The organism is Bacillus sp. B-jedd, from assembly GCF_000821085.1.
Taxonomy (GTDB): domain Bacteria; phylum Bacillota; class Bacilli; order Bacillales; family Cytobacillaceae; genus Bacillus_D.
In genome coordinates this window covers 2,702,333-2,727,337 of sequence record NZ_CCXR01000001.1, presented here as the reverse complement: position 1 = coordinate 2,727,337, position 25,005 = coordinate 2,702,333, and the positions used below count along the sequence as shown (strand labels likewise).

The window sequence follows — 25,005 nt, the reverse complement described above, 5'->3', positions numbered from 1 at the left end:
ATAAAACATAGGAATTAGTTATAAGCTTAGCAGAAAGCGGGGAGAAAGTATGTCTGGTATTCTGACCGCCCTCGGATATTTGGTAAAAGAATTTCTTTTTCTTGTCTCCTATGTAAAGAATAACGCATTTCCGCAACCGTTGTCTTCTGCTGATGAAAAAAAATATCTCCAGCTTATGGCCGCAGGTGACTCGAATGCGCGCAATCTCCTAATTGAACACAATCTCCGCCTCGTTGCCCATATTGTCAAAAAGTTCGAGAACACCGGCGAGGATGCCGAGGATTTGATTTCCATCGGAACGATTGGCCTGATTAAAGCGATTGAAAGCTATTCAGACGGGAAGGGGACAAAGCTTGCCACTTATGCTGCGCGTTGTATAGAAAATGAAATACTCATGCACTTAAGAGCTTTAAAGAAGACAAAAAAGGATGTTTCCTTGCACGATCCAATCGGCCAGGATAAGGAAGGAAATGAAATATCGTTAATTGATGTCCTTAAGTCTGAATCGGAGGATGTCATTGAAACAATTCAGCTGAATATGGAGCTTGAAAAAATAAAACAGTATATTGGTGTTCTTGATGCCAGAGAAAAAGAAGTCATCGTCAGCAGGTTCGGACTTGGTATGCAGAAGGAAAAAACCCAGCGTGAGATTGCCAAGGAATTAGGGATTTCCAGGAGCTATGTTTCCCGGATTGAAAAACGGGCCCTGATGAAAATGTTTCATGAATTTTACCGAGCTGAAAAGGGCAGGCGCAAAAAAGGAAAGGCAGCTGATTCATAACAGCTGCCTTTCCTTTTGCTCTCTATTCTGTCCATTTATAGCCGACTCCCCATACAGTTGATAAATGGCTGTCAATTGGAAAGCCAGCTTTACGGAGCTTGTCCCTGAGATTTCTCACATGTGAATCGACCGTCCTGTCTTCAGTTGAAGCTGCAAAGCCCCAGACGATGGAGAGCAAATGGTCGCGGGTAAACACTTTATTGCGGTTTTGCAGAAAGATGCCGAGAAGCGCGAACTCCTTCGGTGTCAAGGATATTGGGCGCTTTTTATAATACAGCTCAAAGGAAGTCTGATTAAGTTCAAGACCGTGGAAAGTGAGCCAGCCGTTTTCGGGGTTTTTCCTTCTTAGGACAGCCTCAATTCTGGCCAATAATTCTTCTTCATCAAATGGCTTAGAGATATAATCATCCGCACCGATTTTCAATCCTTTCACAATATCGGCCTTTTGTGTCCTGGCAGTCAGCATGATAATCGGTGTGTCAGACCGTCTTCTGATTTCTCCGCAAACTTCCCACCCGTCCATTTCAGGCATCATCACATCCAGGATCACCAAATCAGCTTTCCCTGTTTCCAAATAAGCCAATGCCGATAAAGGCGAAGTATATTTTAAACAGTTATACCCTCTAGGGACTAAATACAAGGCGAGTAAATCCAGCATTCTTTGTTCATCATCTATTAGAACGATTTTTTTCAATTCGCTCTCTCCTATTTGTTAAGTCTGCTTTTATTCATTATACAGCATTTAGTGAGACCAACTTTTAAAAATAATAAAAATGCCTATGTGGGAGCCTTATGTAGGTACATACCCTGTAGTAAGGGAAAGGGGTGATATCCATGTATTATGGTTATCCGTATGCGCCTTATCCGTATAGCTATCCGTGTGGGCCAGGTGGATATGGGTTTGTATACGCGCTTTTTATCATCTTATTCATCATCGTCCTTCTTTTTGGAGGCTGGTGGTATTTCTACGGAAGATGTTAAAAGGTTTACTGGGCTGCCAAAGATGGCAGCCTTTCTTCCTTCTTTATCTGAAAATGGAAATTTTCAGATTATAAATCTATAATTATAATGTACATATTACCTGCGACAGGGTTTACCCGGCAAACAAACATAGGGGGATACATAATGGCAAATACTGCATTTTCAGAGGTTTGGGATTTGGATGTAATATTTCCAGGTGGCAGTGACTCACCGGAGTTCAAAAAACATCTTCAACATGGAAAGAGTTTAATTGAATCGTTTAGTGCTGAAATAGTCAAGTGGGAGCCTAAGGAAGGTGAGGATAACGCAGCCGAGTTATACGGCTTGATTTCCTCATTTGAAAAAACGGCGAAAAATATTCGCCAAGCGGGAGCATTCCTTTCCTGCTTGAAGGCGCAAAACACAGAGGACAAAAAAGCTTTGGAATTCGACTCGACGGTAACCGGCCTGAGCGCCTCTTTTCAAACAGCCCTTTCATCCTTTGATGGGAAGCTTGCCGCCATTAGTAAGAACGAGTGGGAAAGAATTCTGGCTGATGAGAAACTAAAAGATTTGGCTTTTATTTTGACGGAACGAAGGGAAAGGATGAAAGAAAAGCTGTCCGAAGATGAAGAAAGGGTCGTAAATTCTCTTGGTATTGACGGATATCATGCTTGGGGACAGATGTATGACCTCATTGTCGGCAAGATAAAAATCCCGTTTACTGAAAATGGGGAAATAAAACAGTTATCGGTAGGCCAAGCCGCGAACAAATTTTCGAGCAGCGACCGTGGAGTTCGCGAAGATATCTTTTCAGAATGGGAAAAAGCCTGGGGCAGCCATGCCGATTATTTGGCAAAAGTGCTTAATCATCTGGCAGGGTTCCGCCTGAACGTATACAAGTTGAGGGGCTGGGATGATTTTCTTATAGAGCCTCTTGATTTGAACCGGATGAAGAAGGAGACATTGGAAGCGATGTGGTCGGCAGTGGAGAAAAATAAAAAGCCACTTGCCGAGTATTTGGAGAGACGCGCCAAAATGATGGGTGTGGAGAAGTTGAGTTGGTTTGACCTCGATTCCCCTGTGGGAAGCGCCGATTCCAAGGTTTCTTATCAGGAAGGAGCCCAGTTCATTCTTAATCAATTTTCAGAATTTGGCGAGGAGCTGACATCATTTAGCAAACATGCACTCGAGAACATGTGGATTGAAGCTGAGGACCGGCCAGGCAAAGCGCCAGGCGGATTCCACACTTATTTTCCGGAGTCGATGCAATCGAGGATATTCATGACGTACTCAGGGACCCCTTCCAATATATCAACTCTTGCCCACGAGCTTGGCCATGGATTCCATACGTATGTGATGCGCGATCTTCATCTGTTAAACCGGAATTATGCGATGAACGTGGCGGAAACTGCCTCGACTTTTGCTGAAATGATCGTTTCCGATGCGGCAGTTAAGAACGCGAAGACTGAGGATGAAAAGCTGGCGCTCCTTGATGAAAAGTTACAAAGGTCAGTCGCGCTGCTGATGAATATCCATGCACGCTTCCTGTTTGAAACAAGTTTTTATGAGGAGCGGAAAAGCGGGTTTGTCAGCGCAGGCCGCTTGAATCAATTAATGGAAGAGGCTCAGAAAGAAGCATATCTGGGGGCACTTGAAGATTATCATCCTTCCTTCTGGGCGTCCAAGCTCCATTTCTTTATAACAGGTGTTCCATTCTATAACTTCCCGTATACCTTCGGTTTCTTGTTCTCTTTGGGAATTTATGCAAGGGCACTTGAGGAAGGGAGCGGATTTGAGGAAAAGTATATTGCTTTGCTGAAAGACTCCGCTTCGATGACTGTGGAGGATTTGGCTGCCAAGCATCTGGGTGAGGATTTGACTAAAGAAGATTTCTGGGAAAAAGCGGTTAACCTATGCACGGAAGATGTAAAAGAATTCCTTGAATTGACAGAGGGGTATTCCTTAGACAAATAGTAGTATATTCAATGCTTGTTGACTCCAATGGGAATCTGACACAAAGGATATCAATAAAAAGAGAAACACCCGGCAGGTTTCTGCCGGGTGTTTTTTAGGCTAGACTTTTTTAAGTTTAAACGGGCTGACCATAAGAAAAGCTAAAATCATCACAATGAACAGGAAGCTTTGCGGCGGGATATAGGGAATGGCCAGAAAACTTAATGTAACAAGACAGCCAGCCGCTGTGATTGGAAGCCCTGTAAAATAGCCATTGCTTTCAGTAATATTGAAACGGGCGAGGCGGAAAGCGCCGCAGGCAATGAAGAATACTGTAAAGAATGAGCCTGGCCCTCCGAATTCAAATAAAATTCCCTGATAAATTAATAGTGCTGGCGCAACTCCGAATGATATAATATCACTCATGGAATCCAATTGTTTCCCCAATTCAGATTCTATGTTGAACTTTCTGGCAACCATACCGTCGAACCTGTCAGCAAGAGCAGCGATAAAAATGAGAAGAAGACTGAGCCTTAAATTTCCATGAAGAGTAAAAATAATTGCAAAACCGCCCAGTGACAAATTCATCAGCGTCAGGACATTGGCTGTTTGTGTCTTAAGTTTTTTTACCGTCTGGTCTACTACGTCCAAAAAAAACATTTCATCACTCCTTTTCGGTTATCCCTGTTGGAAAAAGGGAATCCCGTTATTAAAAGAAACAAAGGCAGCGGCCAAAGTTCCTGATCCGACCCTACAATGGTTTTATATAGAATCATTATCCTATCTTACTTATATTTTAAGGCTTTTATGACGGTTCGTAAAGAGTATATTTACACTATTTGGAGGTTAGTACATTGTTTAAGCCTTTCTACCGGCTTCTTATCGAATTAACAAATGGGAGATTGTCTTCCAATTTCCTGAAAAAGTTCGCCCGTTCGCCAAAAAGCCGGCATGTGGTTAACCGTTTTGCCAAGGCTTACCGCCTGAATACTGAGGAAATGGAAATGCAGCTTTCCGAGTTTCCGACTTTACATGATTTATTTATCAGGAAGTTAAAGCCCGGTTCCCGCCAGGTCGATCTTCTTGAAGGCTCCGCAGTCAGCCCTGTGGACGCGGTCATCGAGGATGTAGGTACAATCAGCCCATTGAGTGAAATGGAAGTGAAAGGGAAAATATACTCAGTGGTGGACATGCTTGGCGATAAAGAGACAGCAGAAAAGTATATGGGCGGGACTTATATGATTTTTTACTTGAGCCCGAGCCATTACCATCGCATCCATAGTCCCGTCAACGGGACAGTTACAAGGCAATGGACGCTTGGCAAGAAATCATATCCAGTCAATAAGTGGGGCCTTAAATACGGAGTCGATACCCTATCAAAGAACTATCGAATGATTTCGGAAGTGCGGGTTGACGGCGGAATGGTTGCAATCGTAAAAGTAGGGGCCATGTTTGTCAACTCCATTGAAACGACCCATACTGGCTCTGAATTGAAAAAAGGTGAGGAGATTGCCTATTTCAGCTTTGGCTCAACTATTGTCCTGCTTTTTGAGAAAGGCTGTTTCATGGCTGACCCGGATATTACTGTCCCTCACCACGTTAAAATGGGCGAACGGATTGGCCAATTCCAAAATAAATGAACAGCGGCGCCCATGCGCCGCTGTTCCATTTTTTTGTGTTAACTTCAACCAAGAAAGGACCTTGCAGGGCCTTTATCAGGAAGAAGCCCTGACTCTATGAGATAATGACCTGCGCTGGATTTCTTTTTCAATAAGACGGATAAAATCAGGGCTAAGTTTCAGTTCTCTAGCTTTAAAATACGATTCAATCAGCAAATCATCTGACAGTTTACGCATGCCAGAATTCACCCCCCTGAAAAATTTAGGTCTAAATTTATGGTTAATGGAATATTATTGTAAGTTCGTGGTGTTTATATCACTAATCTAACAAAAAAGGTTCACGAGAACAATCGTTCTTATTGTCCACAGCCACCAGTGGATAACCTGTGATTAAGTTGTTTATATATCGGGGAAAAGTGATAATAGCAAGTGGGATATTGTTGATAAAGTTATCCACAGCACTGTAAAACGCTGTTTTTGTCGAAAAATTTTTATATAAATAGACTTAATTTTTTCAAAATCTTATGCTTTCGGCAAAATGATATATAGTATAGATAAAGGAATCTACCGATTTTTGTCTGAAGCGGACCTTTTCTTCAAAATTAAATAGGTTGAGGGAATGAAGTTTCTTATTTAATATGAGCAAAGAACCCGGCGGCGATTTCGAATATTGAACTCCCTGTCTGAGAGATTTTATTCCGAGCAAGATAAAAGTTTTGAATTTCTTTTTGAATCCTTTTGCAAAATTGGTTATGATGAAAACATTGCCAACTTAAGAAATAAAAAATGGGGTGTGTAACATGTTGAATCTTTTCCTGCCCTCGGAGCATGTAAAGAGTATTTTTGCGATTACACCTGAACAACTAAAAGAGAAGGGGATTAAGGGGATCATTACTGACCTCGACAATACCCTTGTTGAATGGGACAGGCCGAACGCAACACCGAAATTGATTGAGTGGTTCGATGAAATGAGAAAGAACGATATTCTCGTGACGATTGTCTCGAACAATAACGAACAAAGAGTTAAATCGTTTTCTGATCCTCTTGGGATTCCGTTTATCTTTCAAGCAAGGAAGCCGATGACAAGGGCTTTCCGGAAGGCGATTGAACGGATGGGAATCAAGAGGGAAGAGGCGGTCGTCATTGGCGACCAGCTGCTTACGGACGTTTTTGGGGGAAACCGCGGGGGATTCCATACGATTCTTGTCGTACCAGTGGCCCAGACGGATGGTTTTTTCACAAGATTCAACCGGAAAATTGAAAGAAGGATCCTGAATTCCTTCAGAAAAAGAGGGATGATTAATTGGGAGGATTCAATGTGAATACTGACCATGAAAACGTAATATGCATTGGCTGCGGCGTAGCCATTCAAACAGAACAGCCTGGGGAGCTTGGCTATGCGCCGGCTTCTTCCATTCAAAAGGAGCAAATCATCTGCCAGCGCTGTTTTCGGCTGAAGCATTATAATGAAGTCCAGGATGTCAGCCTGACCGATGACGATTTCCTGGAAATTTTGAACCGGATAGGCGAGACTGATGCACTGATTGTAAAAATCGTTGACATTTTTGACTTTAACGGAAGCTGGATTCCAGGGATGCACCGATTTGCCGGGAGAAACAAAATCCTTCTTGTCGGAAACAAAGTTGATTTGCTGCCGAAATCAGTCAAACATCAAAAACTGATCAATTGGATGAAGCATGAATCAAGGGAACTCGGCCTCCAGGCTGAAGATGTATTTTTGATTTCAGCGGCAAAAGGCACATCCATAATGGAAACTGCAGCTGCCATTGATTCTTACAGACAAGGAAAAGATGTATACGTAGTGGGCTGTACAAATGTCGGGAAATCCACATTTATCAACAGGATCATCAAGGAAGTGGCCGGCGGGCAGGATGTCATTACAACATCGCATTTCCCAGGGACAACACTTGATATAATCAAAATTCCATTGGAGGATGGGAAAGCGTTGATCGATACGCCGGGAATTATTAACCATCACCAAATGGCCCATTATGTAGGAAAACAAGATCTAAAAGTAATAACCCCGAAAAAAGAGGTCAAGCCAAAGGTATACCAGCTTAATGAAGGACAAACCCTGTTTTTCGGCGGATTGGGAAGATTTGATTATATTTCGGGCGGAAGGATGTCATTCGTCTGCCACTTTTCAAATGAACTTGGTATTCACCGGACGAAAACAGAAAATGCCGATGAATTATATGAGCGCCAGGCAGGGGAATTGCTTACGCCTCCGAAAAAGGACGAGTTGGACTCGTTCCCTGAGCTTGTAAAGCAGGAGTATACCATTAAGGAAGCAAAAACAGACATTGTTTTTTCCGGTCTTGGATGGATAACGGTCAATGAACCTGGCGCGAAAGTGGCGGCTTATGTGCCGCGTGGCGTTCAAACGATGTTGAGGAAGTCGCTTATTTAAAATCAGGGGGAGTCATTTTGAAAAAGCTTTTTGGCGTAATCGGGAATCCGATCGGCCACTCCATTTCTCCACAAATGCATAATGATTTGTTTGCATATTATGGAATCGATGCCCACTATCACCCCTTCCTGGTAGAAAAGGGGAAGCTCAGCGAAGCAATCCAGGGATTGAAGTCACTTGGCGCTGCAGGGTTCAATGTGACTGTCCCGTTTAAAACTGAAATTATTCCGTTGCTTGATTGGGTCGACCCGCTGGCCCTGGAAATCGGCGCTGTGAATACGGTTTTAATTAAGGAAGGAAGCTTATTAGGCTACAATACTGATGGCCCCGGATTTTTAAAAAGCCTAGAGGAAGAACTGCAGATGCCGGAGCGGCCATCCATCTTAATCATTGGGGCAGGCGGCGCGGCGCGGGCAATCTTCTTCACTTTGGAAAAAACCAGGCCAGTGGTGATTGACATTTGCAATCGAAGCCTCGAAAAAGCAAAATCGCTATCCGGCGAAGCGAAAACGAATGTTCTGTCCCGCGGGCTGTCGCTGGAGGAGGCGGAAAACAGGGTCAATGAATACGATCTTATCATCCAGACGACAACGGTTGGCATGTATCCGAATATTGATCGGTTGCCACTCAATCCTGGCGGTTTGAATAAACCGTTTTCTGCTGCTGATATTATTTACAACCCCTACGAGACAGAATTCCTGAAGCAATGCAAGCTTCGGGGAGGCAGCACAGTGAACGGAGTAGGCATGTTTGTTTATCAGGGAGCGCTAGCTTTCGAGCTGTGGACCGGCATTAAACCGGATAGCGGGAGAATGAGGAATACCGTATTAAAACAACTGGGAGGTACTATATGTTAACTGGTAAGCAAAAGAGATTCCTTCGTTCAAAAGCGCATCATCTTTCCCCGATTTTTCAGGTGGGTAAAGGCGGCGTAAACGAAAATATGATTAAGCAGATTTCTGAAGCCCTGGAAGCAAGGGAATTGCTGAAAGTCAGTGTACTGCAGAATTTCGACGGAGACAAGAATGAGGCGGCGGATGAGTTGGCGCGTGGAACTGACGCGGAACTTGTGCAAGTCATCGGGAATACAATTGTCCTTTACAGGGAGTCTGTTGAAAACAAGCAACTTCAACTCCCTTAATGAGCATAATAAGGAGGCGGCTTCATGAAAAAAATAGGCATTCTGGGCGGTACCTTCAATCCTCCGCATCAAGGCCATTTAATCATCGCCAATGAAGTTTGCCATGCACTGAAACTGGACCATATCTGGTTTATGCCCAACCAGGAACCTCCTCATAAGAAAAAGGCGGGCGGGGCGAGCAATGAAGATCGCATTTCAATGCTTGAAATGGCGATAAAAGGGAATAAGTTTTTTAAAATAGAAACCATCGAGCTTGACCGGGAAGGCCCTTCGTATACGGTTGATACGATGAAAATCCTGGCTGGCAGGCATCCAGACCATGAATATTACTTTATTATCGGCGCGGATATGGTTGAATATCTTCCGAATTGGCGCCAAATAGACGAACTTCTTGATCTTGTTACCTTTGTTGGCGTACAGAGGCCGGGCTATGAACTGGTAACACCATATCCTGTTCTAATAGTTGATATCCCCGCCATTGAGATCTCTTCAAGTCTGATTCGGGACAGGCTGCATGAGGGCAAGACAGTCGACTACTTACTGCCTGACAATGTCATCAGGCAGATTAGGGAGAAACGGTTATATGGAACGTAACGAAGCTTTGCAAATCGTAAAGGAAGAATTAACAGAACAGAGGTACATCCATACGGTCGGTGTTATGGAAACAGCCATCACATTAGCAAAGCGTTTTGGAGCCGATCCTGGCCAGGCGGAGCTTGCGGCGATATTTCATGATTATGCAAAATTCCGTCCAAAAGAAGAAATGAAGAAAATCATTATCGAACAAGGATATCCCAGAGATTTGCTTGAATATAGCCCCGAGCTATGGCATGCACCGGCAGGCGCCTTTTTAGTGGAACATGAAGCCGGAATTACGGATCCCGAAGTGCTTGCTGCCATCCGTTATCATACATCTGGAAGGCCTGGTATGGGACTGTTGGAAAAAATCATTTACCTCGCTGATTATATTGAGCCGGGAAGAAATTTTCCTGGGGTCGGGGAGGTACGCATACTGGCGGAAGAAGACCTGGAAGAAGCGCTGGTGAGCTCGATAAAAAATACGATTTCGTTTTTGCTAAAGAAGAAACAGCCGATCTACCCGGACACTTTTTTAACTTATAATGACCTCGTCAAAAATAGGAGGACTGATGAATGAGCAACAAGGAAATTTTGCAAATTGCGGTAAAAGCCGCGGACGATAAGAGGGCGGAGGACATCCTCGCCCTGAATATGAAAGGGATTTCCCTTATCGCCGATTATTTCATTATCTGTCACGGGAATTCCGATAAGCAGGTGCAGGCAATTGCGCGGGAAATCAAGGAGAAGGCAGAGGAAAATGGATTCGAGGCTAGAAGAATGGAAGGCTTCGATGAGGCAAAATGGATTTTGATCGACCTTGGTGATTGTGTAGCCCACGTTTTCCATCGCGATGAACGCTCTTATTATAACCTCGAGAGGTTATGGGGAGATGCTCCTTTGGAAAATATTTCGAGTATCATAAATCCATGAGTTACAGACATTTCGCCTATTTGTATGACCAACTAATGGAAGACGCCCCTTATGATGAGTGGGTTAGCTTTGCTTTGGATAACTGGGAGAAGCATGGCTCTGGGGGAGAAAAAAGCTTTTTGGATTTGGGCTGCGGAACGGGTGAAATATCTTTACGGCTCGCAGAAAACGGATTTCGTGTCACCGGAGTGGACTTGTCCCCGGACATGTTATCAATTGCAAGGGAAAAGGCCGAAAAGGCAGGGGTTTCGATCCGCTTTATCGAGCAGGATATGTCACAGCTTGAAATGGATGAACTGTATGGGATGATAGGCATTTTTTGCGATTCCCTCAATTATCTTGAAAGTGAAGAAGATATCCTTCATACACTCGTATTAGCTGAAAAATATCTCGTTCCTGGAGGATTGCTGGCGTTCGATGTCCATTCCCTCGAAAAAATAGCCAATGGCTTTATCAACCAATCCTTTTCTTTGAATGGAGAAAAGGTTGCCTATATTTGGGATAGCTTTAGCGGGGAGTACCCCGACAGTGTTGAGCATGAAATCAGTTTCTTTGTGCTTAATGAAAAGGACGGCCGATATGACCGCTTTGATGAAATCCATTACCAGCGCACTTTTCCGGTGGAAATGTACCGAAACTGGCTTGAAGGAGCGGGTTTTGAAGTTGTTTCCGTAACAGCTGATTTCACGGAGAAGGAGCCGGCCTTAAACTCTGAACGTATTTTTTTCGTTTGCAAAAAGCGAAAATAAACAATTGGCCATTTCCTGAAAAATGCAACTGCCAAAGGCAAAGCATTTTTTAAGAAATGGCCTTTATTTTTTTATTTTTATGAAGGATTTTGTTCGTCTATGTCGAATGGATTCCTTTAAGTGTAAAATTGCTTTTCCACTTTCTCCAAATCCTCTTTGAATTTTGTGTGGGTGGCCCTGAATAAATCAGTGAACAAATCACCAAGGCCATCTTCCAGCACCTTTATTCCTTCACCAGTGATTCCGCCTTTAACACAAACCTTTTCTTGAAGCGCCGGCAATGTGTAATGCCCTTTGCGCAGAAGTTCCCCCATCCCGATCAGCATCCCGCTTGCCATTTTTGTTGCCCGTTCTTCATCGATATTCGTTTCTTTTACGGCAGCCCGTATGAATTCCTGAAGAAGATAGCTGAAGAAAGCCGGACCGCAACTGACAATATCGGACGCGACTCGAACGTATTCCTGTTCAATTTCAATTGGGACAGATATTTGCCGAAGTAAAACATCAAGTGCCTTTTTCCAAGAGGAGGAACATCTTTTCCCATACGTTACAAGAGTGGCGCCTGCCAGCGCCCTGTTGGTGATGCTTGGGATCATTCTTATGATAGAACACTCCGTGGCGGTTTCGAGCTGATCGGTACTGATGGGGCTTGTTATGGAGACAAGACATTTATCCTTTCCAAGAAAGGGGGCGATATCTTTAAGGACGCCTCTGCTTTCCAGTGGCTTGACACAAAGAAAAACGATATCCGCAAAGCGGGCAGCCTCAGCCGCGTTATCTGTTGCCAGAATTCCCCGATAAACGTTTTGCAATGCGACTGCCTTTGCAATTGTCCGATTGGCCGCCATAAGAGAACCCTCTTCCACAGCACCGCTGTCAAGAAGTGCTTCCGCTAGAATCCGTCCCATATTGCCAGTCCCTATAATGCCGATTTTCATGAAATTTCCCTCCTAGCCAAACGAATACCCAATATAACGTTATGAGCCGAACAAGCAACTTATACCAAGAGGAGAATGCCAATGAAAGCCTGGTTACTAGAAAATAAATATTATTTAGCAGCTGCCGTCGCTGCTGTTGCGGTTTTTATGTACTTTTCGCAAAAAGAACCTCCTGCCAGCCATTCCAGAGAAAATGAAATAGTCGAAGCTGCAGGGGATGCGGCTGAGCAAGAGCCGGCTGCCAAAGAAGGAGAAGCTTTGCCTGAAATCATTCTCGTTGATGTAAAAGGAGCGGTGAAGAAACCTGGGGTCTATCAAGGTGAAAGAGAGGAACGGGTTGTGGATATAATCGCTCGGGCGGGCGGCCTGTCTGAAAACGCGGATGCGAGCCAGGTCAATTTTGCCCAAAAGATTGAGGATGAAATGGTGGTTTTCATCCCTATGAAAGGCGAAGTGGATACAGGTTCTGTCTCCGCATCGGCCGCAGGAGGCCAGAAAAGCAGCAAAATCAATATAAATAAAGCGGATGCAAGCGAATTGCAGAACATTCCCGGGATTGGCCCTTCTAAAGCCGCTGCTATTATTGACTATAGAGAGAAGAACGGCCCATTCAAAGAGCCGGAACAATTAATGGAAATCAGCGGTATTGGTGAAAAAACGTTTGAAAAAATGAAGGATGCTGTAACTGTCCGTTGACCCGAAAAGCCGGATGAAGGTAAACTTAAAAAAGCGGACAAACTATTATGACATCCTGTTAGGGGGAGAGAATATGGAAAGAATATCATGGGACCAATACTTCATGGCTCAAAGCCATCTGCTTGCCCTTAGGAGCACTTGTACGAGATTAATGGTAGGAGCTACTATCGTAAGGGATAAAAGAATTATCGCAGGCGGCTATAATGGATCAATTGCAGGTGGGGAACACTGTACCGACCATGGCTGCTATGTGATTGACCATCACTGCGTGAGGACCATCCATGCTGAAATGAATGCTCTTCTTCAATGTGCGAAGTTCGGGGTGCCGACAGGAGGGGCAGAAATATACGTTACCCATTTCCCTTGCCTGCAATGCTCAAAAGCCATTATACAGGCCGGTATTAAAACAGTTTATTTTGCAAGTGATTATAAAAATCATCCGTATGCAATGGAGCTTTTTGAAAAAGCAAATGTGAGGACGGAAAAAGTACCGCTTGAGGAAACGGTCATTGATTTTGGACAAATCAACGCTCCTCGCGGGATTGTTCAAGAACTGAAATAATAAGAAAATAGGCATCCCTTTCTAAAGGGATGCCAGCCCGGTTTAAGGGTTTAAAGTTATATTTAAATTTCCTGCTACTCTATATCCCTCACAAAGGAGGAGTCCATGAAAGGAAAACTAATCTTCCTTGCACCTCCAGCCCTGCTGGGCACCATGCTGGCCCTCCACGGCCCCCACCCCATTCTGGCTGCATTTTTCCTCTACCTGATTTTCTTAACCAAGTTTAAACGATTTTCGCCCAGGGTCCTTTGTATTGTGATCACGATCTTTATGTTGTTCGCTTTGGCGGGAAACCATTCAGTCCAGAAAAATCACAGTGCTTTATCTGGGATGGAAAAAGAGTTTTTCCTCGTTTTTGACTCCGGGGCAAAAATTGATGGTGACCGTTTCCGTACAATTGCAAAAGATCGGGCAACAGGGGAATCATTGTCTATCATATATAAAATTAAAAGCGAAAGAGAAAAAATGCTTTTGCAGAGAGCCAGTTTTTTTGGCAGGCAATGTGAAGTAAAAGGAACTTTGGAACAGCCTCCCCACGCCAAAAATCCCGGCGGTTTTGATTATAATCGCTATTTGGAGCAGAACCAAATCCATTGGATTTTAAAATTGGATTCTAATCCCTTAGCCAAATGCGGCACCAAAAACGTTTCTCTGGTTGAAAAACTTCGTAAATACCGCCAGGAAGGCATATCCCATATCATGGCCAATTATCCCCTCGAATCAGCATCCCTTGCATCGGCGCTTATTTTTGGTGAGCAAAGTTTATTGGGTGAAGACGTAATGTCGGCCTATAAAAAAATCGGCATTACCCATTTGCTGGCCATTTCGGGAATGCAGGTGACGGTATTGGCGGGAGTTATCTATATGTTTGGCCTGCGGCTGGGAATTGTAAGAGAAAGGATGGCGATATTCCTGTTGTCCATTCTTCCCTTGTATGCCATTATCGCTGGTGGTTCTCCGTCTGTGATCAGGTCTGTCCTGATGGCCGGAATTCTGCTTATGGGCGGGCTTAGGCCGTCGTCCTTTCCCATTAGCCAGACGGGTGCGCTTGCCCTTTCATTTATGGCTTTTATCTTTTGGGATCCATTTACTCTGTATGATCCCGGTTTCCAATTGTCCTATGCTGTAACGTTTTCCCTGCTTGTGTCGGCCTCGGCACTAAAGAAAAAACATTTTGGCGGGGTAATGTTACTAGCCGTGTCTTCGCTTATTTCGCAAATAGCCGCTTTACCAATCCTGCTTTTCCATTTCTTCGAGCTCCCACTGGCCAGCATCTTGGCCAATATCCTTTTTATTCCTATCTATTCATTTATATTAATGCCAGTTGTATATTTCTCCTTCCCGCTGTCCTTTTTTGAAGGGCTGGCATATGCTTTAGGGCCCTTGATGAACAGTTTGGTGATTCTATCCGAAAAGCTTGCTTTATTGCTTGCCAGGACTCCCTTTCAACTAAATCCGGGAGAACAACCCACGACTGCTATTGTCTTCTATGCCGCTGCGGTTTTATATTCATTCACTGTCTGGGAAAAAAATTTGAAGAAAAAGTGGGCTGTTGCGGTTTTACTGATTCCGTTTACCCTGCTGGTGGTCCAGGAAGGGGGCGAACGGTTTTCCAGTCATACTGGAGAAGTTGTGATGATTGATGTTGGCCAAGGGGAAAGCATCTTTGTTTCCCTTCCAGGCGGGAAAGGGAATTACTTGATAGACACCGGCGGTAACACCGATTTTGGAAAAAAAGCATGGCAGCAGACGAAGAAAGACTTTGATCCTGGAAGGGATGTCGTCGTTCCCTTTTTAAAGGCAAGAGGCATAACTAAACTGGATAAGCTGATTCTGACGCATGGCGATGAGGACCACATCGGTGGTGCAGCAGGAATAATGGAAAATATAAAAATAGATCAAATTCTTGTGCCGGATATGAGGGAGAAATCCGAAAATGAAGAACAAGTGATTCAAAGGGCAAGGAAGCTGCAAATTGATGTGAATGAAGTTTCAAAAGATGCCTTCTGGGCAGCAGGAGGCGTGAAATTCCTTGTCCTTTCGCCTGAAAAGAATTACAAAGGGGATCGGAATGGAGGGTCGATTGTCCTTTTTGCTGAATTGGCCGATAAGGGCTGGCTATTTACAGGTGATCTGACAGAGGAAGCCGAGAAGGAACTGGTTGCCCAATATCCAGAATTGAAAATCGATGTGTTGAAAGCAGGGCACCATGGCAGTAAAACGTCTACTTCTTCCTATTTCCTAGAGCATTACAAGCCTTCCACTGTGCTAATTTCCGCGGGAGTGAACAACAGGTTTGGCCATCCCCATAAAGAAACACTTGAAAGGATTAAGGAAGTAGGAGCGGTTGTATACCGAACTGATTTGAATGGCGCGGTTATTTACTCTTTTACAGGAAAATCAGGAACCTTTTCTTCCGTTTTGCCATACACTGGAGCATCAAAGGATAAGAAAAAAGCAAAATAAAAAGGCCGCTCCGGGCGGCCCTGGAAGGCATCCATTATGAACCAATTGCATGGATGACTGTCGCGATAATGAACATTGTTGCGAAAAATCCAAAAGATACAATAAACCCTACCCCTGAATCAATTGCATCGTTCCGTTTGTACTGGACGTTTTGTTCAAATTCGTTCACAAGCTACCCCTCCCTATATTCCATAATAGTATAAGCGATACCCTTAAAAAAATCCAGCTTTGCCGTCTGCATTGCTTTTTGACAGGAGTTAACACAAATAGTTTGTCTGACGGAAGCAAAATATAAAAGCATAGCAATAAGGCATTCCGCCGGCACGATAAGGCCCGGGACTCATCAGGCTGGCGTTCATATAAAATGGGAATCGGGATATGCTGCCCGGTTCCCTTTGGATGCTTGTAAAATTGGACGTGCTTCTTTAGGATAGAGATATCACAAAAAGAGAATTGGGTTGGGGAAAAAATGGCGATTGATTTATGGAAGCAAATAAAAAACAAACAATTTTCACCTGTCTATTTACTGTACGGGACGGAATCCTTCCTAATGAAGGAAACCGGTCAGCTGCTGCTTGAAAATGTGCTCGGCGATGAAAGGGATTTTAACTTTTCCACATACGATATGGAAGAAACACCAATAGAGAGTGCTCTGGAAGATGCGGAGACTTTTCCGTTTATGGGTGATAACAAGGTTATTTTTATCCAAAATCCTGTTTTTTTGACTGCTGAAAAACAAAAGGATAAAGTCATCCATAATCTGGCCAGGCTGGAATCTTACCTGAAGGAACCGGCCCCGTATTCCATCGTCGTTTTCTTCGCTCCATATGAAAAGCTGGATGAACGGAAAAAGGTTACAAAGGAATTAAAGCGCCGCGCGAATGTTGCTGAGATGAAAAAGCTGAATGATGCGGAGTTGAAGTCATGGGTTGATGGCCATGCGAAACAGAGAGGCATTGAACTCGACCGGGAAGCGGTGGATATGGTCGTTGCCCTGGCGGGGAGCAATTTATTCATGCTTTCCAATGAGTTGGATAAGCTGGCTCTATTTGCCGGGCCGGGTGGAAGGATCGATGTTCAAACGGCAGAGCGTCTCATTCCTAAATCATTGGAGCAAAATATTTTCAGCCTGACTGATAAGGTTGTCCAGCGCAGGCCTGCGGAAGCTCTGCGAATTTATTACGACCTGCTAAAACAGAACGAAGAGCCAATAAAAATCCTTGCTCTGCTCGCAGGGCAATTCCGGCTCATTTACCAAATTAAAGAGTTAAGCAGGAAAGGGTACGGTCAGCAGCAAATTGCAGGTATTGTCAAAGTCCATCCTTATAGGGTGAAAATGGCGGCCGGATTGGCATCAAAGTTTTCAGATGGAGAGCTTGCGAACCTGATTGGCCAAATTGCTGAAGCTGACTACCAGATGAAAACCGGCGGCGCGGATAAATCGCTGCTCGTTGAAATGTTCCTGATGAAACTTGGCAAGACATCCTGAAAAAAATGAATGCAAAAAAAAGCCTGCTTCCGAATGGGAGCAGGCTTAACTCTTATAGAGCGTTAATTTTCTTCGCTAGGCGTGATTTTTTGCGGGCTGCAGCATTTTTATGGATAAGGCCTTTAGATGAAGCTTTATCAAGCTTGCTTACAGCTTCAGCAAAAACTTCTTTCGCAGCAGCTGCATCGTTCACAGCTACAGCAGCTTCAGCTTTTTTAACAGCAGTACGCATTGAAGACTTCACAGCTGTATTTTGAGCATTGTTGGCTTGGTTTGTTTTTACGCGCTTAATTGCAGATTTAATGTTTGGCATTCCATTCACCTCCTAAAAAAAGAACCGAGACACTTCTATGAACTCGAGTTTCACTTCCACATAAACATATATAGGAACAAAAGATATTTTATCAAACGGCCGCCCATAATGCAATACTCCACACTGAAATTGTGTAAAACTGTTTCCCTTGACAGCCTGAATGCCCGGAATGGTTTTGGGAAATGCTAGGGAATAGTTTTGTCAATCGAATTCGAAACAGGAATGGGAGGTATCCGAAAGTGGATAAAGCAATCGACCTAAGCAGCTATTCTGTCCGTACGGACCTTGCAGTCGAAGCGAGGGAAATGGCAATTGCCGGGCGGCAGGGGACAATCGGGCAGGAACAGAATGTATCCCAAATTGAAGGGGTTATCATAAAAGAAAAAGAAGTGGACGGAATGAAGGTGTCACTCGTGGAAGTGACCGATGAAGGCGAAACAACGTTGGGAAAGAAAGCGGGCCGGTACTTGACGATAGAGGTTGCGGGCATTAGGCAGCAGGATACTGATCTTCAGCAAAAGGTGGGAAATGTTTTTGCCAAGGAGTTTGCGGGCTTTCTAGAAAGCGCGGGTATCGGAAAGGAAGAATCCTGCCTTGTCGTCGGGCTTGGGAACTGGAATGTGACACCTGACGCACTGGGTCCGATCGTTTGCGAAAATCTTCTTGTCACGAGGCATTTATTCACACTCCAGCCGGAAAATGTCAAGGAGGGCTACCGATCTGTCAGTGCGCTTGCCCCGGGAGTGATGGGTCTGACTGGCATCGAGACGAGCGATATCATATACGGTGTCGTAGAAGAAACGAAACCAGGATTTGTCATTGCCGTTGATGCGTTGGCTTCAAGGTCAATAGAGCGAGTAAATGCAACAATCCAGATTTCCGACACAGGCATCCATCCAGGTTCAGGTGTAGGAAATAAGCGGAAGGAATTAAGTAAAGATACGCTTGGGATTCCTGTAATCGCTATCGGGGTCCCGACTGTTGTTGACGCCGTTTCCATTACGAGCGACGCGATAGATTTCGTCTTAAAGCATTTCGGAAAGGAATTGAAAGAAGGCGGAAAGCCCTCAAGGTCACTTGTTCCAGCCGGAATGACATTTGGCAAAAAAAGAAAACTGACCGAGGAAGATCTGCCCGATGAAGAACAGCGCAAAACATTTCTCGGTATCATCGGAACATTGGAAGAGGAAGAGAAACGCCAGCTTATCCATGAAGTCTTGGCCCCGCTCGGCCACAACCTCATGGTTACACCCAAAGAAGTCGACGTCTTCATCGAAGACATGGCCAACCTAATTGCAAACGGGTTAAACGCTTCCCTGCACACCAACATTGACCAGGACAACGCCGGCTATTACACTCGCTGAGTCTAAGGGACGGTACCAGTGCTTCCCTAATCGAACCTGGGTATTGGCAAGGATTATTTTCAGCCGCCCCCCGGAGCTGTAAAGCTTCCACCTGCAATTTAAGGTTCTACCATTTCTAGCGAACTCATATGATTTACTAGAACAACGGACATGTTCCGATTGTTGATGAGTGCCTTGGAGGTGGAACATGAAAAATAGGGTGAATTCGGCTCTGATTATATCAGGGACAAGCCTGGCAAAAGCAGCAGCCCTTATGGGTTTGCTACTGGTCTGCACCTTCTCGGTAAGCGGCCTTTTAGCTTCTTTTAAACCGGGCTATAGCATTTCTACCATCACATTAAACCATTCTTCTGAAAAAATTAAAGGAGAACTTCTTTATCAATTCATTGGCTGGGAAAATCACTATTTTACTGAATGGACTAGAAAGGAAGTAAGCCCGAAAATCACAAATCTTTTTCTTGGCCTGTTTGCCAACATCAATCTTGATGACCCAAGAAGCCTGCTTGGAAGGGAGCTTCCAGGATTTTACCTTTTCGATAGCCGGATCATTGTAGCTGGGGAAGGAACCAACTACACGAACATGCCGATTGAATCCGCCCCGCCACTTGAAATCATGATGGCGGAAAGGGAGGCGGCCCTTCAGAACCTGAATGACATCCCTGATCCGAAGGACAACAATGGCACACCGCCGGCAAGATGGAAGGAAGGTGTTTTCGTCTATTTTTCACATAATACCGAATCCTATCTTCCCTATCTGAAGGGAGTGACCGACCCGAACCGGGCCTACCACTCAAAAATAAATGTAATGAAAATAGGGGACCAGTTAAAGAAAAGCCTTGAAGCTCGTGGGGTCGGGACTTATGTCGATAAAACCGATATCAATAAAAATCTAGTGAACAAAGGGCTAAAGTTTGGAAGCTCCTATATGGAATCGAGGAATGTTGTCAAAGAAGCAATGGCAGGAAACAAAGAACTTCTTTATTTTATTGATGTCCACCGGGATTCGAAAAGAAAGAAAAATACTACAAAAGTTATTAACGGAAAGAGTTATGCTAAACTGGCGTTTGTTATCGGTGGGGAAAATCCAAATTACGAGAAAAATCTAAAGCTGGCTAAAAAAATCCATCAGAAGCTTGAGAAAAATTACCCGGGCTTGAGCAGAGGAATAATATTAAAAGCCGGGGCAGATACCAACGGCAAATTCAACCAGGATTTATCAGGAAATGCCTTACTGATAGAATTTGGCGGAGTCGATAATACTTTTGAAGAATTAAACCGCTCTGCTGATGCGTTGGCTGATGTTTTTGCAGATTATTTCTGGGACGCTGAAAGCGTGGATAACCCGATCAGCCAGCCAACCGATAACAAATAGAGGGAGGTGCTTACCTTGAAGCTATTTATGCTGAAAAGCCTTCTGCTTGCCTCAGCCATGTTCATCCTCGCTCTAGGCGGGATGCAGGTGGCGAATGACGGAATAAGCCGTATGAAAGGTTATGATGATCCTGGTTTCAAGGAGGCGGTCTCACTGAACAAGGGGGAAGCCGGTGAAATAAGTGTCTCTGTCATGGGGAGCGAAATAAATAAAGGCAAAGTAGAAGAAAAGAAAAAAGAATTGGAAGAATCGGGAACATATAATTTCTTTTCATCAGTTGGAAAGGCATTCGGATCCATGGTATCGGGAGCAGCCAGAGGACTGATCGACCTTTTGCAAAATTAATCCACACCAAATCCGGCCACAAGCGCCGGATTTTCGTTTTTCATCGTGTTCCCTTTATCTCGGGAAGAGCTCCTGCGCCACAGCAAACTCAAGGAAGCTTTGTTCAGCTCGTCGCAAAGCTGCAGGGGAGTTAATCAGGCAGTTGCTTCCCTCCACTCCATAAGGGTCTAAACGGCCGCCTTCGCTTTTAATCTATCCAGCTGCGGCGGCTAGGGGCTCGGGGTCATAAGCCCCTGACCAATCCGCCTCCACTTTAAATATTGAATCTTGATTTTTGTGCTGATATAATCAAAAATAGTCTACATGTGCGTATAACAGGAGTGAACCCTATTGAATAAAGAAGAAAGATTAGAGAGGCAATCGAAAATCAGGAACTTTTCGATCATTGCCCACATAGACCACGGCAAGTCGACACTTGCCGATCGGATTCTTGAAAAGACGAATGCATTGACTTCCAGGGAGATGAAAGACCAGCTGCTTGATTCCATGGACCTGGAGCGTGAACGCGGTATAACGATCAAGCTTAATGCTGTTCAGCTGAAATACAAGGCAAGAGATGGCGAGGAGTACACTTTTCACCTCATAGATACACCAGGACACGTAGACTTCACCTATGAAGTTTCACGAAGCCTTGCTGCTTGTGAGGGTGCGATTTTGGTAGTGGACGCGGCGCAGGGCATTGAAGCCCAGACGCTCGCGAACGTTTATCTTGCCCTTGATAATGATCTTGAAATTTTACCGGTCATCAATAAAATCGATCTGCCGAGCGCTGATCCCGAACGAGTCCGCAATGAAATTGAGGATGTGATCGGCCTCGATGCTTCCGAAGCAGTTCTTGCTTCTGCGAAGGCGGGAATCGGAATTGAGGACATTCTTGAGCAGGTTGTCAAGCAAGTTCCAGCCCCTACCGGGGATCCCGAGGGTCCTTTGAAGGCTCTTATATTCGACTCGATTTATGATGCCTACCGCGGCGTCGTTGCTTATATCAGGGTTGTGGAAGGAACTGTCAAAGTCGGCGATAAAATCAAAATGATGGCAACCGGCAAGGAATTCGAAGTTAACGAGGTTGGCGTTTTCGCACCTAAAGCAGTTCCCCGCGAGGAGTTGACCGTTGGAGATGTTGGTTTCTTGACGGCATCAATAAAGAATGTTGGCGATACCCGCGTTGGTGATACCATAACAAATGCCAAAGGCGGAGTAAGCGAGCCTTTGCCAGGATACCGGAAATTGAACCCAATGGTATATTGCGGGCTTTATCCGATTGATTCCGCCAAGTTCAATGATTTGAGGGAAGCACTTGAAAAGCTTCAGCTGAACGATGCTGCCCTTCAATATGAACCAGAGACTTCACAGGCGCTCGGATTTGGCTTCCGAGCTGGATTTTTGGGTCTTTTGCATATGGAAATCATTCAGGAACGGATTGAACGGGAATTTAAAATTGATTTGATTACTACAGCCCCAAGCGTTATTTACCATGTGCTCATGACGGACGGAACCGACCTGAAGGTGGACAACCCTTCCGACATGCCGGACCAGCAAAAGATTGACCATGTCGAAGAACCGTATGTAAAAGCAACGATGATGGCACCGAATGAATATGTCGGCGCGATCATGGAACTGTGCCAGAACAAGCGCGGTATTTTCATTGATATGCAATATCTTGACGAAAAGCGTGTCAGCATTGTTTATGAAGTTCCGCTCGCTGAAATCGTATATGATTTCTTTGACCAATTGAAATCGAATACGAGAGGATACGCATCATTCGACTATGAATTGATTGGCTACAAGCCATCAAAGCTTGTCAAAATGGATATCCTCCTGAATGCTGAAAAAGTGGATGCACTTAGCTTTATTGTCCATAAAGATTTTGCCTATGACCGGGGTAAGACAATCGTAGAAAAGCTGAAAGACCTCATTCCAAGGCAGCAATTTGAAGTGCCAATTCAAGCTGCAGTGGGACAGAAGATTGTTGCTCGTTCAACAATTAAAGCAATCCGGAAAAACGTCCTTGCCAAATGTTATGGCGGGGATATTTCGAGGAAACGCAAGCTGCTTGAAAAGCAAAAAGAAGGAAAAAAGCGGATGAAACAAGTAGGATCCGTCGAAGTCCCTCAGGAAGCTTTCATGGCGGTCCTTAAAATGGATGACAATAACAGTTCGAAAAAATAATACGTTAGAGGCGGGAAATCGGTATCAGCCGGGTTCCCGCCTCTTTTGCTCTCGGCGACAACAAAAAATGGTAGTTTAATCGGCTATATCTTAGGGTTGGATTATTAAATAGCAGCATCTTCACACAAAATTTATAGAAAAAAGGGAAACTTTAATTATTTTGTAATGTAACCCTTTCCAATTTTATTCGATTGTAATACTGGAAGGATTATACTGCTATTGGAACCTGGGGCAGGCTTGGCAGACTATTTTTATTGCCAAATCCGCCCATTTAGGACATTTCAGCAAAAAAATCTAAAACCGGGGTGATAGTAAAGTGATTTTTACGATTATTAAAAAGAATTCCTATCAAGACTCAATCAACCTGATGCTGTTGACCAATGCGATCTCCGCAACCGAAGGTGTGAACAAAGCTCAAATCATGATGGGCACACCTGCCAACAAAGATATTTATAAAGCAGCCGGACTATATACTGAAGAACTTGAAGCGGCACAGCCAAATGACATGGCGATTGTCATTGACACAGACAACGAAAAGCTGATTGATGAGGTTCTCGTAAAAGTTGATGAATACCTGCAAAACCAGGCAACAAAAAGCTCTGGTGAAGAATTTGAAACGGTAAGAACTTGGGATAAAGCAGTAAAATCTATGCCAGACGCAACTGTTGCATTGATTTCCGTACCAGGGACATATGCAGCTGAAGAAGCTGAGAAGGCACTAGACCTTGGTCTCCACCCGTTCATTTTCAGTGACAACGTATCCATTGAAGACGAAGTCCGTCTTAAGAAAAAGGCGCACGAAAAAGGCCTTCTAGTAATGGGCCCTGACTGTGGAACTGGAATCCTTGATGGTATCCCAATCGCTTTCGCGAACGTAGTCAATAAAGGGAAAATCGGGATTGTCGGAGCTTCCGGAACAGGAATCCAGGAAGTAACTGCAATCATCGACCGCCTTGGCGAAGGTGTAAGCCATGCGATCGGCACAGGTGGACGTGACCTGAAAGAACCAGTAGGCGCAATCACAATGATGGATGGAATCCGTGCTTTGGAAAGCCACAGGCAGACAGAAGTCATCTGTGTAATCTCCAAGCCGCCTGCAAAAGAAGTCCGCAACGAGGTTGTCGAACTTCTCCATGCAGTTTCCAAGCCGGTTGTCGCTATTTTCCTTGGCGAAAAGCCAACTCAATATGAAGGAAATGTATATCAGGCTTATACTCTTGAAGAAACAGCGCGCATTGCTGTTGACCTTGCAAAAGGAAATGAAATCAAGCCTGATTATAATGCCGGCTTTTATGAAGTAGAGAATGTTGACCTGAAACCTGAGCAAAAAGCAATTAAGGGACTATTCTCTGGCGGTACACTCGCATCCGAGGCTGCAGTATTAATTTCTGACGCTCTTGGACTTGACACGAACATTAAAAATGAAGATGGCTATGTCCTTAAAACTGACCACCAGGTAGTTGTTGACCTGGGTGATGATAAATATACACAAGGAAAGCCACACCCAATGATCGATCCTGAAACAAGAGCGAAATTCATTGAAGAAGCTGCAAATGATGACCATACAGCTGTTATTCTTCTTGATTTCGTACTTGGTTACGGTTCACACGATGATATGGCGAGCGCGCTTCTGCCATCCATTAAAAAGGCTGTTGCCCATGCAGAAGAGCAGGGCCGTAAGATTTATGTGATTGCCTCCGTATGTGGAACGGAAAATGACCCACAGGATTATCAAGGCCAAAAGAAAAAACTTGCTGAAGCTGGAATCATCATTAAAGACAGCAACAACCAGGCAGTACGCACTGCGCTTTCAATTATCGGCCTGAAAGTCAATGACGTGGAAAAAGGCCATGTCGATGCTCCAATGTCGAATAAGGAATACAACTTCGAAGTTTCAAAAGAAATGGAAGCACTTGTAAACAACAAGCCTAGCGTCATTAACGTTGGCCTGAAGAGCTTTACAGATTCCATCACAGATTTCGGAGGCCGCGTTGTCCAGTTTGACTGGAGGCCAATCGCAGGTGGAAATGAAAGAATGAGAAAAGTATTGAACCTGTTGAATAACTACAGAGGCTAGTAAAAGATAAAGTTATTTTGCCTGAAGTGGTATCCGCACAGGGTTTCTTGTGCGGATATCTACGGGTA

26 protein-coding genes and 1 pseudogene are annotated in these 25,005 nt (G+C 44.4%); 21 read left to right on the top strand and 6 right to left on the bottom strand.

The window, feature by feature from the left end; genetic code table 11:
* The first annotated feature begins 49 nt into the window (after nucleotides 1-49).
* A complete protein-coding gene (sigK, locus tag BN1002_RS13545) occupies nucleotides 50-781 on the top strand; it encodes an RNA polymerase sporulation sigma factor SigK (protein WP_048825663.1) in 732 nt (243 codons plus the stop codon).
* 22 nt (nucleotides 782-803) lie between these two features.
* Here sigK and BN1002_RS13540 read toward each other — a convergent pair whose 3' ends face one another.
* On the bottom strand, nucleotides 804-1,475 hold the full coding sequence (locus BN1002_RS13540; RefSeq protein WP_048825661.1) for a response regulator transcription factor: 672 nt from the start codon (nucleotides 1,473-1,475) through the stop codon (nucleotides 804-806).
* Nucleotides 1,476-1,622: 147 nt separating this feature from the next.
* Between BN1002_RS13540 and BN1002_RS24255 the strand changes: the two genes are divergently transcribed.
* Complete coding sequence (locus BN1002_RS24255; RefSeq protein ID WP_231575032.1) at nucleotides 1,623-1,844, top strand: hypothetical protein; 222 nt, start codon at nucleotides 1,623-1,625, stop codon at nucleotides 1,842-1,844.
* 62 nt (nucleotides 1,845-1,906) lie between these two features.
* The gene (locus BN1002_RS13535) at nucleotides 1,907-3,718 is read left to right on the top strand and encodes a M3 family oligoendopeptidase (protein ID WP_048825659.1); all 1,812 of its coding nucleotides are present in this window, start codon (nucleotides 1,907-1,909) and stop codon (nucleotides 3,716-3,718) included.
* Between the two features lie 99 nt (nucleotides 3,719-3,817).
* Here the strand turns inward: BN1002_RS13535 and pssA are convergent, their stop codons facing one another.
* Nucleotides 3,818-4,357, bottom strand: coding sequence for a CDP-diacylglycerol--serine O-phosphatidyltransferase (gene pssA / locus BN1002_RS13530; protein ID WP_048825658.1), 540 nt, complete (start codon nucleotides 4,355-4,357; stop codon nucleotides 3,818-3,820).
* A 194-nt stretch (nucleotides 4,358-4,551) separates the two neighbouring features.
* Here pssA and BN1002_RS13525 point away from each other — a divergent pair, with 194 nt between their 5' ends.
* A complete protein-coding gene (locus tag BN1002_RS13525) occupies nucleotides 4,552-5,337 on the top strand; it encodes a phosphatidylserine decarboxylase (protein ID WP_048825656.1) in 786 nt (261 codons plus the stop codon).
* A gap of 75 nt (nucleotides 5,338-5,412) precedes the next feature.
* Here BN1002_RS13525 and BN1002_RS13520 read toward each other — a convergent pair whose 3' ends face one another.
* Nucleotides 5,413-5,553, bottom strand: a complete 141-nt coding sequence (locus BN1002_RS13520) for a sporulation histidine kinase inhibitor Sda (protein ID WP_048825654.1) — start codon at nucleotides 5,551-5,553, stop codon at nucleotides 5,413-5,415.
* Nucleotides 5,554-6,116: 563 nt separating this feature from the next.
* Here BN1002_RS13520 and BN1002_RS13515 point away from each other — a divergent pair.
* From BN1002_RS13515 to BN1002_RS13480, 8 genes are read left to right on the top strand one after another with little or no spacing between them, the layout of a single operon-like run.
* A complete protein-coding gene (locus tag BN1002_RS13515; protein WP_048825653.1) occupies nucleotides 6,117-6,638 on the top strand; it encodes a YqeG family HAD IIIA-type phosphatase in 522 nt (173 codons plus the stop codon).
* Nucleotides 6,635-7,747: a ribosome biogenesis GTPase YqeH gene (gene yqeH, locus BN1002_RS13510; protein ID WP_048825652.1), complete on the top strand. Its 1,113-nt coding sequence runs from the start codon at nucleotides 6,635-6,637 to the stop codon at nucleotides 7,745-7,747. The genes BN1002_RS13515 and yqeH overlap by 4 nt, the downstream gene beginning before the upstream one ends.
* 17 nt (nucleotides 7,748-7,764) lie before the next feature.
* Nucleotides 7,765-8,604, top strand: a complete 840-nt coding sequence (aroE, locus tag BN1002_RS13505) for a shikimate dehydrogenase (protein ID WP_048825651.1) — start codon at nucleotides 7,765-7,767, stop codon at nucleotides 8,602-8,604.
* On the top strand, nucleotides 8,598-8,888 hold the full coding sequence (yhbY, locus tag BN1002_RS13500; RefSeq protein WP_048825650.1) for a ribosome assembly RNA-binding protein YhbY: 291 nt from the start codon (nucleotides 8,598-8,600) through the stop codon (nucleotides 8,886-8,888). Before aroE ends, yhbY begins: the two co-directional genes overlap by 7 nt.
* 24 nt (nucleotides 8,889-8,912) lie before the next feature.
* A complete protein-coding gene (locus tag BN1002_RS13495; RefSeq protein WP_048825649.1) occupies nucleotides 8,913-9,482 on the top strand; it encodes a nicotinate-nucleotide adenylyltransferase in 570 nt (189 codons plus the stop codon).
* Nucleotides 9,472-10,044: a bis(5'-nucleosyl)-tetraphosphatase (symmetrical) YqeK gene (gene yqeK, locus BN1002_RS13490; protein WP_048825647.1), complete on the top strand. Its 573-nt coding sequence runs from the start codon at nucleotides 9,472-9,474 to the stop codon at nucleotides 10,042-10,044. The genes BN1002_RS13495 and yqeK overlap by 11 nt, the downstream gene beginning before the upstream one ends.
* A complete protein-coding gene (gene rsfS / locus BN1002_RS13485) occupies nucleotides 10,041-10,397 on the top strand; it encodes a ribosome silencing factor (protein ID WP_048825645.1) in 357 nt (118 codons plus the stop codon). Before yqeK ends, rsfS begins: the two co-directional genes overlap by 4 nt.
* Nucleotides 10,394-11,146: a class I SAM-dependent DNA methyltransferase gene (locus BN1002_RS13480; protein ID WP_048825640.1), complete on the top strand. Its 753-nt coding sequence runs from the start codon at nucleotides 10,394-10,396 to the stop codon at nucleotides 11,144-11,146. The genes rsfS and BN1002_RS13480 overlap by 4 nt, the downstream gene beginning before the upstream one ends.
* 116 nt (nucleotides 11,147-11,262) lie before the next feature.
* On the opposite strand, the gene comER is transcribed toward BN1002_RS13480, so the two are convergent.
* The gene (gene comER, locus BN1002_RS13475; RefSeq protein ID WP_048825638.1) at nucleotides 11,263-12,084 is read right to left on the bottom strand and encodes a late competence protein ComER; all 822 of its coding nucleotides are present in this window, start codon (nucleotides 12,082-12,084) and stop codon (nucleotides 11,263-11,265) included.
* Between the two features lie 81 nt (nucleotides 12,085-12,165).
* Here comER and BN1002_RS13470 point away from each other — a divergent pair, with 81 nt between their 5' ends.
* The 3 genes and pseudogenes from BN1002_RS13470 (at nucleotide 12,166) to BN1002_RS13460 (ending at nucleotide 15,808) form a co-directional block, all read left to right on the top strand.
* Entirely contained in the window at nucleotides 12,166-12,780 is a 615-nt protein-coding gene (locus tag BN1002_RS13470; RefSeq protein WP_048825637.1) for a helix-hairpin-helix domain-containing protein, read from the top strand.
* 73 nt (nucleotides 12,781-12,853) lie between these two features.
* Nucleotides 12,854-13,294, top strand: a pseudogene (locus BN1002_RS13465) (ComE operon protein 2); the annotation flags it as partial.
* A gap of 153 nt (nucleotides 13,295-13,447) precedes the next feature.
* Nucleotides 13,448-15,808, top strand: coding sequence for a DNA internalization-related competence protein ComEC/Rec2 (locus BN1002_RS13460; RefSeq protein ID WP_048825633.1), 2,361 nt, complete (start codon nucleotides 13,448-13,450; stop codon nucleotides 15,806-15,808).
* Between the two features lie 34 nt (nucleotides 15,809-15,842).
* Here BN1002_RS13460 and BN1002_RS23350 read toward each other — a convergent pair whose 3' ends face one another.
* Nucleotides 15,843-15,977 (bottom strand): YqzM family protein, encoded by a 135-nt coding sequence (locus tag BN1002_RS23350; protein WP_048825632.1) that lies wholly within the window; start codon nucleotides 15,975-15,977, stop codon nucleotides 15,843-15,845.
* 300 nt (nucleotides 15,978-16,277) lie between these two features.
* On the opposite strand from BN1002_RS23350, the gene holA reads away from it, so the two are divergent.
* Complete coding sequence (gene holA / locus BN1002_RS13450; protein ID WP_048825630.1) at nucleotides 16,278-17,297, top strand: DNA polymerase III subunit delta; 1,020 nt, start codon at nucleotides 16,278-16,280, stop codon at nucleotides 17,295-17,297.
* A gap of 52 nt (nucleotides 17,298-17,349) precedes the next feature.
* On the opposite strand, the gene rpsT is transcribed toward holA, so the two are convergent.
* Nucleotides 17,350-17,610 (bottom strand): 30S ribosomal protein S20, encoded by a 261-nt coding sequence (gene rpsT, locus BN1002_RS13445; RefSeq protein ID WP_048825628.1) that lies wholly within the window; start codon nucleotides 17,608-17,610, stop codon nucleotides 17,350-17,352.
* A gap of 239 nt (nucleotides 17,611-17,849) precedes the next feature.
* Here rpsT and gpr point away from each other — a divergent pair, with 239 nt between their 5' ends.
* From gpr to fdrA, 5 genes are all read left to right on the top strand, one after another.
* Entirely contained in the window at nucleotides 17,850-18,974 is a 1,125-nt protein-coding gene (gene gpr / locus BN1002_RS13440; protein WP_048825627.1) for a GPR endopeptidase, read from the top strand.
* A gap of 187 nt (nucleotides 18,975-19,161) precedes the next feature.
* A complete protein-coding gene (gene spoIIP / locus BN1002_RS13435; protein WP_048825626.1) occupies nucleotides 19,162-20,346 on the top strand; it encodes a stage II sporulation protein P in 1,185 nt (394 codons plus the stop codon).
* A gap of 15 nt (nucleotides 20,347-20,361) precedes the next feature.
* Entirely contained in the window at nucleotides 20,362-20,691 is a 330-nt protein-coding gene (locus tag BN1002_RS13430) for a DUF3679 domain-containing protein (protein WP_048825624.1), read from the top strand.
* A gap of 330 nt (nucleotides 20,692-21,021) precedes the next feature.
* Nucleotides 21,022-22,860 carry a translation elongation factor 4 gene (lepA, locus tag BN1002_RS13425; protein ID WP_048825623.1) on the top strand — a complete coding sequence of 613 codons (1,839 nt, stop codon included), beginning with the start codon at nucleotides 21,022-21,024 and terminating at the stop codon, nucleotides 22,858-22,860.
* Nucleotides 22,861-23,176: 316 nt separating this feature from the next.
* Nucleotides 23,177-24,937 carry an acyl-CoA synthetase FdrA gene (fdrA, locus tag BN1002_RS13420; RefSeq protein ID WP_048825621.1) on the top strand — a complete coding sequence of 587 codons (1,761 nt, stop codon included), beginning with the start codon at nucleotides 23,177-23,179 and terminating at the stop codon, nucleotides 24,935-24,937.
* Nucleotides 24,938-25,005 lie beyond the last annotated feature (68 nt).